At 68.7% G+C, this 12,461-nt stretch carries 15 protein-coding genes and 3 pseudogenes; 7 read left to right on the top strand and 11 right to left on the bottom strand.

Annotated features, from left to right (window positions below; translation table 11 throughout):
* Positions 1 to 127: 127 nt before the first annotated feature.
* Complete coding sequence (locus ACZ9QC_RS00090) at positions 128 to 598, bottom strand: hypothetical protein (protein WP_472918143.1); 471 nt, start codon at positions 596 to 598, stop codon at positions 128 to 130.
* Between ACZ9QC_RS00090 and ACZ9QC_RS00085 the strand changes: the two are divergent.
* Both ACZ9QC_RS00085 and ACZ9QC_RS00080 read left to right on the top strand, forming a co-directional pair.
* Positions 485 to 853 (top strand): annotated as a pseudogene (locus ACZ9QC_RS00085) (transposase family protein); the annotation flags it as partial. The gene ACZ9QC_RS00090 and the pseudogene ACZ9QC_RS00085 overlap by 114 nt on opposite strands.
* Before the next feature lie 109 nt (positions 854 to 962).
* The gene (locus ACZ9QC_RS00080) at positions 963 to 1,124 is read left to right on the top strand and encodes a hypothetical protein (protein ID WP_472918142.1); all 162 of its coding nucleotides are present in this window, start codon (positions 963 to 965) and stop codon (positions 1,122 to 1,124) included.
* Between the two features lie 301 nt (positions 1,125 to 1,425).
* Here the strand turns inward: ACZ9QC_RS00080 and ACZ9QC_RS00075 are convergent.
* From ACZ9QC_RS00075 to ACZ9QC_RS00060, 4 genes and pseudogenes are all read right to left on the bottom strand, one after another.
* Positions 1,426 to 2,434, bottom strand: a pseudogene (locus ACZ9QC_RS00075) (IS701 family transposase).
* A gap of 93 nt (positions 2,435 to 2,527) precedes the next feature.
* Positions 2,528 to 3,349, bottom strand: coding sequence for a hypothetical protein (locus ACZ9QC_RS00070; protein WP_472918141.1), 822 nt, complete (start codon positions 3,347 to 3,349; stop codon positions 2,528 to 2,530).
* A 215-nt stretch (positions 3,350 to 3,564) separates the two neighbouring features.
* Complete coding sequence (locus ACZ9QC_RS00065) at positions 3,565 to 4,224, bottom strand: hypothetical protein (protein ID WP_472918140.1); 660 nt, start codon at positions 4,222 to 4,224, stop codon at positions 3,565 to 3,567.
* Positions 4,225 to 4,554: 330 nt separating this feature from the next.
* On the bottom strand, positions 4,555 to 4,866 hold the full coding sequence (locus ACZ9QC_RS00060) for a hypothetical protein (protein ID WP_472918139.1): 312 nt from the start codon (positions 4,864 to 4,866) through the stop codon (positions 4,555 to 4,557).
* A 335-nt stretch (positions 4,867 to 5,201) separates the two neighbouring features.
* Here ACZ9QC_RS00060 and ACZ9QC_RS00055 point away from each other — a divergent pair, with 335 nt between their 5' ends.
* Positions 5,202 to 5,486, top strand: coding sequence for a DUF7336 domain-containing protein (locus ACZ9QC_RS00055; protein ID WP_472918138.1), 285 nt, complete (start codon positions 5,202 to 5,204; stop codon positions 5,484 to 5,486).
* Between the two features lie 23 nt (positions 5,487 to 5,509).
* On the opposite strand, the gene ACZ9QC_RS00050 is transcribed toward ACZ9QC_RS00055, so the two are convergent.
* The 3 genes from ACZ9QC_RS00050 to ACZ9QC_RS00040 form a co-directional block, all read right to left on the bottom strand.
* Positions 5,510 to 5,722, bottom strand: a complete 213-nt coding sequence (locus tag ACZ9QC_RS00050) for a hypothetical protein (RefSeq protein ID WP_472918137.1) — start codon at positions 5,720 to 5,722, stop codon at positions 5,510 to 5,512.
* A 99-nt stretch (positions 5,723 to 5,821) separates the two neighbouring features.
* Positions 5,822 to 6,052, bottom strand: coding sequence for a hypothetical protein (locus tag ACZ9QC_RS00045; RefSeq protein ID WP_472918136.1), 231 nt, complete (start codon positions 6,050 to 6,052; stop codon positions 5,822 to 5,824).
* Positions 6,053 to 6,414: 362 nt separating this feature from the next.
* On the bottom strand, positions 6,415 to 6,798 hold the full coding sequence (locus tag ACZ9QC_RS00040) for a hypothetical protein (protein ID WP_472918135.1): 384 nt from the start codon (positions 6,796 to 6,798) through the stop codon (positions 6,415 to 6,417).
* 712 nt (positions 6,799 to 7,510) lie between these two features.
* Between ACZ9QC_RS00040 and ACZ9QC_RS00035 the strand changes: the two genes are divergently transcribed.
* Positions 7,511 to 7,639, top strand: a complete 129-nt coding sequence (locus ACZ9QC_RS00035) for a hypothetical protein (RefSeq protein WP_472918134.1) — start codon at positions 7,511 to 7,513, stop codon at positions 7,637 to 7,639.
* 170 nt (positions 7,640 to 7,809) lie between these two features.
* Here the strand turns inward: ACZ9QC_RS00035 and ACZ9QC_RS00030 are convergent.
* From ACZ9QC_RS00030 to ACZ9QC_RS00020, 3 genes and pseudogenes are all read right to left on the bottom strand, one after another.
* Positions 7,810 to 8,310, bottom strand: a pseudogene (locus ACZ9QC_RS00030) (lamin tail domain-containing protein).
* 526 nt (positions 8,311 to 8,836) lie between these two features.
* Positions 8,837 to 8,959, bottom strand: a complete 123-nt coding sequence (locus ACZ9QC_RS00025) for a hypothetical protein (protein ID WP_472918133.1) — start codon at positions 8,957 to 8,959, stop codon at positions 8,837 to 8,839.
* Between the two features lie 269 nt (positions 8,960 to 9,228).
* On the bottom strand, positions 9,229 to 10,476 hold the full coding sequence (locus ACZ9QC_RS00020) for a serine hydrolase domain-containing protein (RefSeq protein ID WP_472918132.1): 1,248 nt from the start codon (positions 10,474 to 10,476) through the stop codon (positions 9,229 to 9,231).
* A gap of 325 nt (positions 10,477 to 10,801) precedes the next feature.
* Between ACZ9QC_RS00020 and ACZ9QC_RS00015 the strand changes: the two genes are divergently transcribed.
* The 3 genes from ACZ9QC_RS00015 (at position 10,802) to ACZ9QC_RS00005 (ending at position 12,426) form a co-directional block, all read left to right on the top strand.
* Positions 10,802 to 11,785, top strand: coding sequence for an ArsR/SmtB family transcription factor (locus tag ACZ9QC_RS00015; RefSeq protein ID WP_472918131.1), 984 nt, complete (start codon positions 10,802 to 10,804; stop codon positions 11,783 to 11,785).
* Between the two features lie 209 nt (positions 11,786 to 11,994).
* Entirely contained in the window at positions 11,995 to 12,195 is a 201-nt protein-coding gene (locus ACZ9QC_RS00010) for a hypothetical protein (protein ID WP_472918130.1), read from the top strand.
* Between the two features lie 72 nt (positions 12,196 to 12,267).
* The gene (locus ACZ9QC_RS00005; protein WP_472918129.1) at positions 12,268 to 12,426 is read left to right on the top strand and encodes a hypothetical protein; all 159 of its coding nucleotides are present in this window, start codon (positions 12,268 to 12,270) and stop codon (positions 12,424 to 12,426) included.
* Positions 12,427 to 12,461: the final 35 nt, after the last annotated feature.

Genomic DNA, 12,461 nt, shown 5'->3' with positions numbered 1-12,461 from the left:
GTCGTCCACCGCCTGGCGGTCGACGTCGCGGTGCACCTGGTCGCGGCCGCGCACAGGGGAGTGCCCCCGGACCGGGCGGTCCGGGGGCACCGAAGGGAGTGTCAGCGGGACGCTGGCACGGGGTGGTTCAGCATCCTTGCCGAGGACCGAAGCGTCCCGGGGCCAGCGGCTGGTACCGGGACTCGTTCGCTACCCGCTGCCCGGCGTTCTCACGACTCTGCTCGGCGGTCCCCTGCGGGCCTGCTTGATGTACATGGCGCGGCTGTGCCTCGCGAGCGTGCTGGGTGGGGGACTTGGTCGCCATGCGCGAGCGCAGCGCCTTTTCCTCCTGCAACTTGTCCGCCGCCGTGGCTTGCTTGCGCGCCTCGCTACGGTGTTCCGTGGCCTGACGTTCGGCGATCTCGGCCTTCCTGGTGACGGTGCGGTCGGTGATCCGCTCGATCTCGGGGAGCCGTTCGCGCATCGCGTGTGAGCCGGTCCTGCAGTTCGGCTGGACGGCGCCCTGGCCGAGTGCGACCGCCTCGGTGACGGCCGGGCCGACTACTCGGCCAAGCACCGTCGGCACGGGGTGAACGTGCAGGTGGTCACCGACCTCCACGGCGAGGTGCTGTGGCTGTCTCCGGCCCTGCCGGGGCGCTGCCACGACCTCACCGCGGCCCACGCCCACCGGATCATCAGGATCTGCGAGCGCCAAGGAGTGCCGATCCTCGCCGATCGCGCCTACACCGGTGCCGACGCGTGGGTGACCACACCGGCCAGACGGCCTGCGGGAGGCGAACTGACGCTCACCCAACAGACCGTCAACCGCGCGCTGTCGAGGGCGCGGGCCCCGGTCGAGCGCGGCATCGCACGCGGCTCACCGCGAGGCCATCGCTGCGGCGATTCTCAACCACCCCGGCTTCGTCATCGCCGATGCGGACTCGCCGCGCGAGGACACCATCACCATCCAGTCCCGCAACCCGGTGCGCCACCTCTTGGTCCTGGACGTCGACCGCGGCAACGCCCTCGCCCCGGAAGACCTGTCCACCCCTGCCGTCGACGTCGCCCGCGCCGCCGACCAGCTGCTCGCCAGCGACCCGAGCGACTCGGAGCGCGTCACGGCCGAACTCCTCAACTACATCTGATGCTCGCGGGCCGGGCCGACCGTACGAGCAGGATCCCGTTCGGCCCGTTCCTGCTCGTCGGGACGCTGGCCGGCGTGCTCCTGGGCTCCCACGCCTCCTGAACCCCAGGCTCCTGGAGACGGGGAACGCTGGCTCGGGTGCTGTGTGCCGATGGCGCATGGGGCGGGCTTCGTGCTGACTAGTAGTGCTTCGTTAGGCTCTGGGTCTGTTTCTGCGTGTGGTGAGGGGCGGCCGCAGGTGGTGCAGGCGCCGGTCCAGCACCTCAACAGGTCCTGGAGCGTGTCGAGGACCTGGTAGAGAGTCAGGCCGGCATCCGGGGTTTTGGATCGAGCCGCCGGAGGGTGAGGAATGCTTGGGCGGCAGTGACGAGCGTGACGTGGTGGTGCCAGCCGCGCCAGGTGCGGCCCTCGAAGTGGTCCAGTCCCACGCCATGTTTGAGCTCGCGGTAATCGTGCTCGATCCGCCAGCGCATCTTGGCCCACCGCACCAGGTCAGCAACCGGGGCGGCGGCGGGCAGGTTCGATATCCAGTAGTCCGTCGGAGCGTCGTGGACGTCCGGCCACTCGACCAGGAGTGTTCGGGTGGGCAGGGCGCCGTCCCATCGGTTGCGGCCGCCGTCCGCCTCCTGAGCTGCGGCCAGCGACTGCTTGCCTGCGGGCCGCACTGTCAGCACCGCGAACCGTGAGGTCATCGCGCCTTTGCCGCCCTGCCTCCTGGTCACTTCGGCGAATCCCTCCGCACCGGCGTCGACCACGAGCACTGAGACAGCTCGCGCGGGGTGCGGAACGGGGAAGGGCCGGCGGGCCCAGCCCGCCGGTGGGCGACTTCGAGCAGGTCGAGCGGGAGACGCCACTTCTCCTGGTGCACCACGTCGCCGGAGACTCCCGCCCTATGGCATCGGGCCAGCTCCTCCGTCCACTCGCGCGGCAGATACAACTCCCAGTTCAACGGGCACGAGGCGGTGTCGGTGGCGGCATGCACACTGACCGCGACCTGACAGTTCACCCGTTCCCCGACCGCTCCGCAGCACTGGCGAGCCACCCCGACCGAGGCCCTGCCGCACTTGGGGAACGACACGGCGTCAATCCCTCGCACCTCAGGTGTGATCACCTGGGACAGTCGCTCGGCGACCCGCTGTCGGACCGGCAGTGGATCCCACGGTTCACGAACTGCGGCAGGGCCTGCATGTTCCCGTCCGGCAGACGCTCGGCCATCGGCTGGATCGACTTGCGCCGGCCGTCGAGCATCACGCCCCGCAGCTAACACTCGCCCTACCGCCGCTGATCCCGCTGCGGCAGCGACCCGAACACATCGGCACCGAACTCCGCCCCTCACTCACCACGGAGCCGTTCCACCTCTCCCAACCTCACTCCAAGAAGCTGCCCACGACCAGCTGTGATCACTCAACGTAACGAAATGCTACTAGCCGAGTTTCCGCAGCACCTCGGCGATGGTGTCCCGGTATGTCCGCAGCGCCTGCAGCCCGGCGGCGTAGCGGTCACGGTGCCTGGAGATGTCCACGGCCTGCTCCGCGCCCGGACAGCATGCCAGAGCTCGGCCGTATGGTGGCGGCGCTTGCAGGTGACGTCCGCAGCGGCGGTGGCCCGCTCCCGCAGCGTATGCCGGGTGTTGCCGTCGCTGCCCCGCTGCCAGGCGGTGTCCGTGTATGCCGCCACGGGGTCGGGATAGCGCGTGAATCCCTGTTCTGCTACACAGTGGGACCACTCATCCCACGCCGCACGGAGGCGCGGGTCGCGCTTGACGGCCTCGTCGATCTCGATCGCCCGTGTACTTGCGTAGAGCCAGTCCCGCTTGACGTCGATGCCGCGCATCAGCCGCCGGCTCGACTCCGCGTTGCAGGCGGGGAAGTCCGCATACTCGGCGTTAGTCATCCGGCGGCCCTTCGGTCTCACAGCCCGGGACTTTGCCGGGTCCCAGCCGTAGCCCCAGCGGCGTGCGGCGGCGAGATCCAGGGCACCGTAGTCGGTGCTGACCGCGGTGGCGACGATGGGATCGCTGGGGTAGCGGGGGTCGAGCGGGAAGTCCGGGTGGCCGTGCTCTGCCATGCACTGCCGGACCAGCAACGCTGATGCTTGCTGCGATCGCTGGTAGTCCTGCGGCGTGTAGTCGTAGCGGTCGGCCGGCAGGGGGCCGAGGTCCGACGCCGTACGGATGACCTCCGGCTGTCCTGGACCGGAAGCACAGAGCGCCGCCAGCACCGCCACGACACCCAGTCGCCACCCCCGCATTGTCATGCGCACGGATGGTAGCGAAGAGCGTGCAAGGGCCGACCACGGCCCCAGCAACTCAGCCACGCGGAAGGTCACCACGATCGGGTCCGATCGGAACCCGCTCAAGAGCTCGTGCAGCGGGACCAAGTTCGGGTGATTAGCTCCTCTGCTCTCCAGCAGCGGGGCGAGTCCCGGCGTGGCCGCCCCGGTCAGCCCTCGAGCGCGGCGGAAGGCGCGTCCCCGTTCTGGGCCTGTCGGGCCCGCTTGGCGAGCACCGTGGCCAGGTCCCGGACACTGTCCTCGTTGACGCCATCCGTGTCTTTGTCCATGGAACCCGCCAGCGTCCACAGCAGCGTCGTGCCGACCCGGGTCTGGGTCACGGCGCCGGGCTCACCGAAGTGGCCGGAGGAACCGAACCGGGCGTCGCGCTCGTCTCCGATCGGGCCGAGGCTGAACGTCTTGGCCCGCTGTCCCGCCTTCTTGCCGTAGTAGCCGTCCCAGAGCACGTCGTACGCCTTACGGGCGGCCTGTTCGCTGTCGTAGGCGATGATCAGAAAGGTGACAGTGGCGGCGTTGTCGTTGCGCCGGAAAGTCGAGGCGCCGAAGAAGCGGGAGTTCTCGCAGCCCGCGTTGCCCTTGATGGGGCAGGCCTCCGAACGGTAGTTGAGCTTGTCCATCTCAACGGTCGTGGGCCGAGCCGACTCCTTCCAGCGCTTCATGGCCCCGCCATCCGGCAACGTCTCCCGTACCTGTTCCTTCGTGAGCGCCACCGCCTTGCCGTTCCAGCTGTCGCTCTCCGCGCCACCGCCGCAGCCGGCCAGCAGTGCCGCTGCGAACGCCACGCACCACCGGTAGTTCCTCATGGCCATGCCACCACCCCTCGAGTGGTGATCTTACGTGGACCGCCGTCGCGAGTGACCTGTTGGTCGACGTCAGTAGTTTCATGATCAACAACTTCTGTTGGGGCCTTTCAGGCGCGAACGCGCTGGGGCTTCATGGGGTGAAGTCAGTCCCGTCGCCATTACCGAACGCGCCCGTAGGGCATGTGGAGTTGTGGGTTGAGGCAATCGGGGTGTCGACTGGGACCAGAGCCAGGCGGCCGCGGATCACCCCATGGAATGCCACTACAGCTCATCTATTACGGAACGTCACAGATCACCGGTTCTGACTCAACTTCTCACCACCCGTCGCCCTTCCTGCTATGCGGCAGCGAGTTGGAGGAGTTCTGGAACGCCCTGGGCGTCCTGGTAGTGCTGGAAGCGGGGGAGGAGGTCGTCGACTAGCTGCACGCAGCGGGGTGCTCCGATGCGACGGGCCAGGGGCAGTGACTGGGTGGCGGCGGCCGCGGCGGGCTCGGGTTCCTTCAGGTCGAGGTAGCTCGCGGCACGGTAGGCGAGGAACACCCCGCGGGTCTTGTCCCGGGCCGTGGGCAGCAGGCCTTCGCCTTCAGTGATCAGCCGGTGAGCCTGGCCGGTGTCGCCGAGGTCCAGGAGGGCCTGGCCGGAGTCCACGGCGAGATCGGCTTCGGATACTCAGGCGCACCAGGCGGGCCGATCGGTGCCGGCGTCGCCCAGGTGTTTCTCCGCCGCGGCAAGGGCGCGCAGCACGGCTCGCCGCTCGCTCCGGTCGCCCTGTGCGGCGAGGGTGCGGGCGAGGCGTAGCTGGAGCAGAGAGCGGGCGGCGGGGTTTTGGGCGCGGGTCAGGGCGTAGTCGAGGATGTTTGCCGCGGTGGTGTGGTCGCCTCGCCAGTCGTGTGACGCCCGGTTTGTGTTCGCGAGGTCCCAGGAGGTGAGGGGCGCCGAACGTCGCAGGCCCCACGAACTCGTGTGCTGATAGCTTCGCGTCCGTGATCGTGTATCCGCTGTGGCATGTCGGCCACCAGAACGAAGCCGGCGACGACGGCTCGACAGTGCACGTCGATGAGAGCGGCGTGTTCTGCGACGAGGAGGACGGCGACGACGTAAAGCTGCTCGGTATCTACTCAACCCTCGAACGGGTTGAAGAGCGTATGCGTCAGGCTCGACTGCTGCCAGGCTTCCGTGATGAACCGGAATGCTTCCACTTCGACGCCTTCGAGCTCGATGAGGACCATTGGGCCGAGGGCTTCGTTCGAGTTCCGCCGGCTGAGTAGGCCGGTGGGCAGACAGGGCTTGATCAAGTTCCCTGAGCGTCCGGGTTGTTGGTGATGCCCAGGAGTGGGAGGGCTCGTTCGGGCTGGTCGCGGATTGCGCGGGTGGTCTTGGCGATGTTGACGGCTCCGAGGGTTTCGAGCAGGCCGATGGCGAGGTTGCGGAAGGTCGCCATGGCGCGGGGTGCGGTGCCGGTGTGGAGGGTGGAGGCGTCCTCGGCGTAGGTCACGTCTCTCACGTGGTGCAGGGCCTCGACGGCCCAGTGGCCGCGGACGGCGGCGGCGAGTCCGGCCGGGGTGGTCTGGTGGGCGTCGAGGCTGGTGACGGCGTAGATGGTCTAGCGGCTTTCGTGCTCGCCGGTCTGTTTGCGGCGTCGGTGGACGCGGAGGGCGAGGCGGCCGTGGGGGAAGGCGATCCCGCCGAGTTCGTCGGCGATGCCGCAGGTCTTGATCGAGCGGGACTCCCGGCGGCCGTGTCCGGCAGAGGAAGCGGTGTGCTGGACGGCGATGCCCGGCCAAGGCAGGGCGGCGAGCTGCCGGTGGGCGGTCGACTGATTCCGCTTGATCATGGCGAGGAGGATCGCGGTCAGCGAGTACCAACGGCCCCGCCTCGCCCGCGGGTCGGGCACCCGCTCCAGAAAGGGCCGCAGGCCAGCGACTTGACTGGCATCCAGCGGACCCAGCTTCACCAGCACCGGCGGGATGAGAGAAGATGCAGCGGCAGGCACGGGCCACCTCATGATCGTTGAGCTTCGACACCCCAATGATCACGAAGCCCGTGCCTGCTCTGCTATGCACCCCAACCGGTCACGGCCCGACCAACCGCCCGACCCCGGAACTCGCCCAAGCCCTGCTACCCACCGGGCTGTGAGCCAACCAACCCGCTACAGGCTTGATGCCCCGAGGGTCTGCCGCGGCACCCTTGCGTGTGTCAGAAGCAGGGCGTGGAGACGTTGCCCACCTCATTGCCCTTGAGTAGGCCGCCCCAGATGTAGTTGCCGTCGGACAGGAGCACCCACTTGTCGTGGTAGATGCCGTTGGCGTTGACAAAGCCGCCTACCAGCCAGCACTCGGCGCTCAGGTTCTGGTTCGCGGCGACGGTGTAGGCGATGCGGTAACCCGTCGAAGGCCCGATCCGCACATTGCCGTTGATCCAGGTGGTGACGGTCTGGGCCTGAACGCTCGCAGTCCGGGCGGGCTGCTCCGCCGAGTGGGCCGCTGCGGCAGCGGGAGCGGCCGCGCCAACCGCCACTACGATCGCTGCCGCCGCTGCGGTCGTGAGTTTCGTCATCAAACGTGAAGTCGTGCGCTGCATGGCGATCTTCTCCTAGTTCAGTTACATGTGCCGTGCGATCTCTGCTGTCCGCCCCGCGGCACTTCCACGCGCCCCTTGTTTCCCGGGACTTCAGGCAAGGGCCAACTGCGGCCGCTCCTGAACCGCCGTCACACACCGCCCTCCAACAGCGAAACCCGCATCCAGCACCTCGATACTCACGCACCCCCGAGCGCATGGACCAGCATTTCGATCCCTCTCAAAGAGCAGTGACCGGACGACAGACCGCCACGATTGAGAGTCGGCCGTCAACCGGGTACGGCAGAGCGCCGGCACACCCGAGTACGGCTCATGGGGCCGTGCGCTCATCCGCGAGGACGTCCACCCGCGAGTCCACCTCCAGCGCGACAACGAGGCGGGCCCCGCCAGGTGCCTGCCGGCGAAGAACAACAGCTCCTCCGCCGTCGCCACACTGACGCCCGTGCCCCGGCCCGTGGTGTGGGCGCTCGACGAGTACCTACCCGTGCGCACCCCGCACCCCGCACTCCGGCCCCGAGCACGGGCCGCTGCTGCTTTCCCGTACCGGACGCGGACTGGACCGGGTCACCTTCCCCAAACTGCTGCGCGACGTCGCCGCCACCCGCTCCGACCTGGCGGAGATCGCCCCCACCCTGCTGCCGGACGCCATGGCGCACTCGCCAAGCCCGTTCGCCGGGGAGACCGGCGCGGCTGCCGGGGACGACGAGGCTGGGCGGTGACGCTGTACCGGGCGATCCTGCGGTCCACCGAGGGCGGTCCGGCCGTCACCGGCGAGTGGGAGAACGACGACTCCGTCACCCGCAGGACGTACAGCACCTGCACGGACCCGGCAACGGCGGCATGACTCAGCCCGGCGGACCTGATGGCAACGCCCGGGCAGTCCGAGGCGGGCCCCAGCCTTCCCCAGCGACACATGACAAGGAGGGCCATCTCGGCGGCACCGACAGGGACGCGCCCGGCCGTGGGTGGTCGGGCGCGTCCCTGTCGGTGGTGGGGTGTGCGTGCGGTGTCGGGTCAGTGGCGGCCGCCGCCGTTGTTGTGGTGGCCGCCGCCGTGGTGGTGGCCCCAGGAGTCGCTGTCGATGTAGCGGCGGCGGTCGTTGCTGAGGGTGGCGGTGTCGGAGCGGTTGTCCCCGACGTAGCGGCGGCTGTCCTGGTACAGGTCGCTGTCGGTGTCGCGTCCGCGTCCGGCGTGGATACGGACGGTGGCGCGGCCCTCCAGGCGGTAGTCCTCGAAGGTGTAGGTGTGGCCGTCCTCGTCCTTCAGGGTCCAGCCGTCGAGATTGACGCTGCGGCGGGCGATGTTGGTGATCTCCACCCATTCCCGGTTCAGGGAACGGTTGGAACGGTCGTCGTGGCCGGGGGAGTTACTGGACGTCCGAGATCGTCAACCTCGACCGCTCAGGGCGGAGTGGTCGGCGGCCGACGCCGGCAGCGTGACCATGGAGACCACCGCGCTGGCGGCGAGCGCGGCGGCGACGAGACTGCGAGCGGTGACAGAAGCGGAAGTGGACATAAGTCCCCCTCAGGGTGCAGACACCCTCCCCTGACAGCCAGTGCAGGCCCCGGGATCCGGTGTGATGTGCGTCGGCGACCGGCCGGCCGCACACACACCTTGTCCACACCACCGCGCACTCACAGGCAGAACATGACCTCTGTTACCTGCTGATCATATTTCCATGACTCCCGGATGCAACGCCCGCTTATGCCGCATTTAGCCGTGTTGACGTACCCACAGGTCGGGGGAGGTCTTGCAGGGGTTGAGGCACGGTGTCTCTCCGCCACGGTGCGCCACCCTGCCGGGGTTCGGGCCGTCACCCGAAAGTGAGTAACAGCAGGCCGACTACGAGCACTCGCGCCGACTGTCAGATGACAGCCCGGCCCGCTTGTACGTCGGCGGTCGCGGAGCACATCGCTGAAGACGAGCAGCCCGCATCGTGCGGGGCGGGGCTGCCGTCTGACCGCCTGTCCGGACCAGGAGCGAAGGGCCCGCCAGTGAACTGACGAGCCCTCATGCAGCACTCATTGCGAACGGGTGCCCTTTACGGGAAGCCGGGCGTGCCGCCGCAGCAGGCGACGGTGTCGGTCTGGTCAGCGTCGGCGAGGGGTGTTACGGCGAGCGCCGCTGCCAATACCACGAACAGGTCGAGTACGGCTTTACGCACTTTCTCCTCCTGATTGTCGGTATGCGGTACCGCTCGAGGCGGTCACTGATTCAGATGTGTGAAACAGAGGTCTGGCTTGTAGGGGAGTTGCGGCTCATGCGGGAGCGCACCCGCGCCTGGTGGGTCTCCAGGGAGTATTCCGTGTCGCCCACCGGTCTCGCCGATCGCACGGTGGCCTCAACGGCCAGAGCACAGTCACCCCAAGCGCCAGGAAGGAAAGCACCTACTCAGTGCGGGAGCTGGGGGGACGGGGTCATCGTCCAGGAGCGTCAGCGGCGTTCGGGCAGGTCCGATTCGGCCGGGAGGACGGACAGCTCGGGCCGCGTGTGCGACGAAGCCTTCGTGGTCGGCTTCTTGCCGCAGAACGCGGCTTCGAGGGTGCCGCCGAGCGCGGTGTTGGCGGACCCCTTGTTCGAGGTGTTGGCCATCGCGGAAAGGCTGCGCTTGCCGTCGCCGGTCGCGAAGGCGTAGGTGTAGTAGCCCTGCACGGTGCCGGTGTGCCCGTAGACCTGCGTACCGCAGGACAGGTCGTAGCGGCGCAGACCGAGGCCGTAGAAGCGGGTGTTGGTGGTGTCGGTCGGCGTGACGGTGGTCATCGCCTTCAGCATCTGCGGCGACAGCAGCCTTCCCCTCATCAGCGCGGTGACGAAGGTGTTCAGGTCCGCCGGGCTGGAGATGACCGCTCCGGCCGACTGTGCCCAGGAGACCGTCTGCTCGGTGGAGTCCACCAGCGGCGCGCCGGCTTCGTCGGGGTGCAGATAGCCGTTCACGTGCAGGCCCGCGATACGGACGTCGGGGTGCACGTACGAGGTGTTGCGCAGCCCCAGCGGCTTGATGATGCGTCGCTGGTACTCCTTGGCGACCGGCTTGCCGGTGATCTGCTCGATGAGCATGCCGGCCACCACGAAGTTGGTGTTGGAGTACCGGTAGGAGACGCCGGGCTCGGTGGTGCGGGGCTCGCTGAGCGAAAGGTCGACGAGTTCCTGGTAGCTGAACACCCGGTTGCGTACGGCCTCGAAGCCGGGCACGGTCTGCTCGAACATCGCGTTGGTGTAGTCCGCGAGCCCGCTGCGGTGGGTGAGGAGGTGGCGCACCGTGATCCGGTCGTCGGGCAGCAGGCCGGGAAGATGACGGTTCACCGGGGCGTCGAGCTCCAGCCGCCCCTCCTGGACGAGTTGGAGCAGCACCACGCTGGAGAAGGTCTTGCTGACGCTTCCGATGCGGAAACGTGCGCGGACGTCCATGGGGACGCCGGACTCCCGGTCGCGCACCCCCACGGTCCGGGCCCGGACGCCCTCGGGGCCGGTGAACCGGGCCATCGCCCCCGGTGCGCCTTCGGCCATCGCGGCGTCCAGCGCGGCGACCACGCCCTCCATGTCGGGTGCGGGTGTGGTCACCTCGGTGGCGGCCGGGACGGCAGGGGCGGCGTGCGCGGCGGTGACGGGGACGACACCGGCGGCGAGTGCGGCGATCAGGGTGGCACCGGCGGCCAGACGTCGGTGGTTGTTCAACGTCACGTCAGTTCCTCAAGTCGAAGGGTGGGGCGAAGAGCGGCATGTACGGTCCGCGTATCTGGCAGGGCACGGTCGGATCGGCTGCGCGGCCGATCCGCCCCCCCGTTTCTCGTGTGTCTTCTGCGCGGAGGCACAGCGATGGGCGCGGTCGGTCAGCCGCCACCGTCCCCCGTGGTCGGACACAGTCTGTTCACAGGCGGTGCCGTGACCCAGCATTTCGAGCAGCTTCAAAACGTGTCCTCGTCGGCACCTTTGCCCAGGCTGTTCGAAACTTTTACCAAAACCCGTTCGTCTCAAGAGATGTCAGTACGTCGACGGGGGAGTGTTCATGGCCCGATTCTCCGAGTTGTGTCTGGGACCCCTGGAGACGGTGCCGGTGTCCGTCGTGGCGCAGCCCGGTGTGACCCTGATGTCGCTCGTCGCGGATGCGCTGGGGGGCCGTTCCCAGGGCCTGCACCCGACCTGGCGGCGCGCGATACGTTCCGCGGTGCCCGAGGGGGCCGAGCGAGTGCTACGGCCGCTGTTCGCCCCTGAATACTCGATGGTCCCGGACTGCCTCACCCCCACGGCCCCGCTGTGGGAGACCGATCTCTCGGTCCAGCTCGACCGTCTGGCGGAGGTCCCGCCGCATCTGCTGCTGGGCGAGCTGGAGACGGACTTCGGGGGGACGGTCCCACGGCAGTGGCAGTCGGTCGTCGACCGGCCGAAAGCCTTCATCCACGCCTACGCGACCATTCTCAGCGCCGTGTGGGAAGCCTTCGGGCCGGTCTGGTCACGGGCCGGCGCCCTGCTGGACCGGGAGATGGAACGGGTGGGAGTGGCGGCCGTCAGCAACGCCCTGCCCCTCGTCATGAGTGGACTCGGACCCAAGATTCGCTTTTCCGGGCAGACGTTGTACGTGCCCGATCCGCACCCCGAGAAGTTCGAGCGGGGCGCCCGCCGCGTGGTGCTGGTACCCATCGTGTCGGGCAACGGTGCCTCGGTCTTCAGCTTCGACCGCTCCGACGCCGTGTGGTTCGGCTATCCCGCGCCCGGCCTGAACTCGCTGTGGACCGGCCAGGACGCCACCTTCGGAACGGATCGGCTCAAGCTGGTGGTGGGCCCCCTGCGGGCGGGGATCCTGCGCGAGCTGGTCCGCCCGTGCACCATGGGGTCGCTGGCGTCCACGCTCAACTGCACGCCGGCGACCGTGACCTACCACTGCGGTCAGCTGGAGGCGGCCGGCCTCCTCACCCGGGAACGCCGAGGACAGCACGTGGTCGCGCGACGCACGAACTCGGGCGGTGCACTGGTCGGTCTGCTGTCGGGGTGAGCCCGCGGGCCGGGAACCGACCGTCCGCACAGAGCGCGAGCGGCCACCCTGACATCCGTCAGGAGGGTCTGTCCGCTGCGCGCCAAAATCCTCTACCAGATCCTGGTGGGCTGCGGCGTGTACTCACTGCGCAGCCAGGAGGGCTGGTTCAGGGAGCTGAGCCGGTCGTTGTGGCAGGAGGGCGTCGCTGGAGGAAGCTGCTTGCCCGGGTGGAGCCGAAGCCCCGGTACGCCGGTGACATCGACATGAAGCTGCTCAAGGACTTCCTGAACCGGTTGGAGCGGGGCCGCTGGCCGATGGTGGCCGGTGCCGTGCTCTATGAGAACGTCATCGAGCTGCGCAACGCGTTCGAGGACATGCTGACGCTGCTGCTGGGGTCGGTGCGCAAGGCCGAAGTCAGGCTGCCGTAGAAGTCCAATGCCGCCTTCAACATCGGCTGTGCGAGCGCCGGGGCGGGTTCCCCGTGCCACCGGGACGGCCGCATGGTGGGCTGCGTGCTGCTGGGGCCGGTGGCCGGGCTGTCCCGTTCCTCGGGTGTCTTCCGGTGTCGTGTTTTGTGGTTGCTGCCGCGCGGGCGGGGCAGGGGTTGCGGGCGGCTTGTGCGTGAGTGGGGCGTCTGCGGAGGCTGTCGGTCCGCGTAGGCTCGCGCCGGGCTGCGAGGGGTGCGGGACCGGGC

Source organism: Streptomyces sp. HUAS MS02 (assembly GCF_055702265.1).
This window is presented reverse-complemented; position numbering and strand designations above follow the sequence as displayed.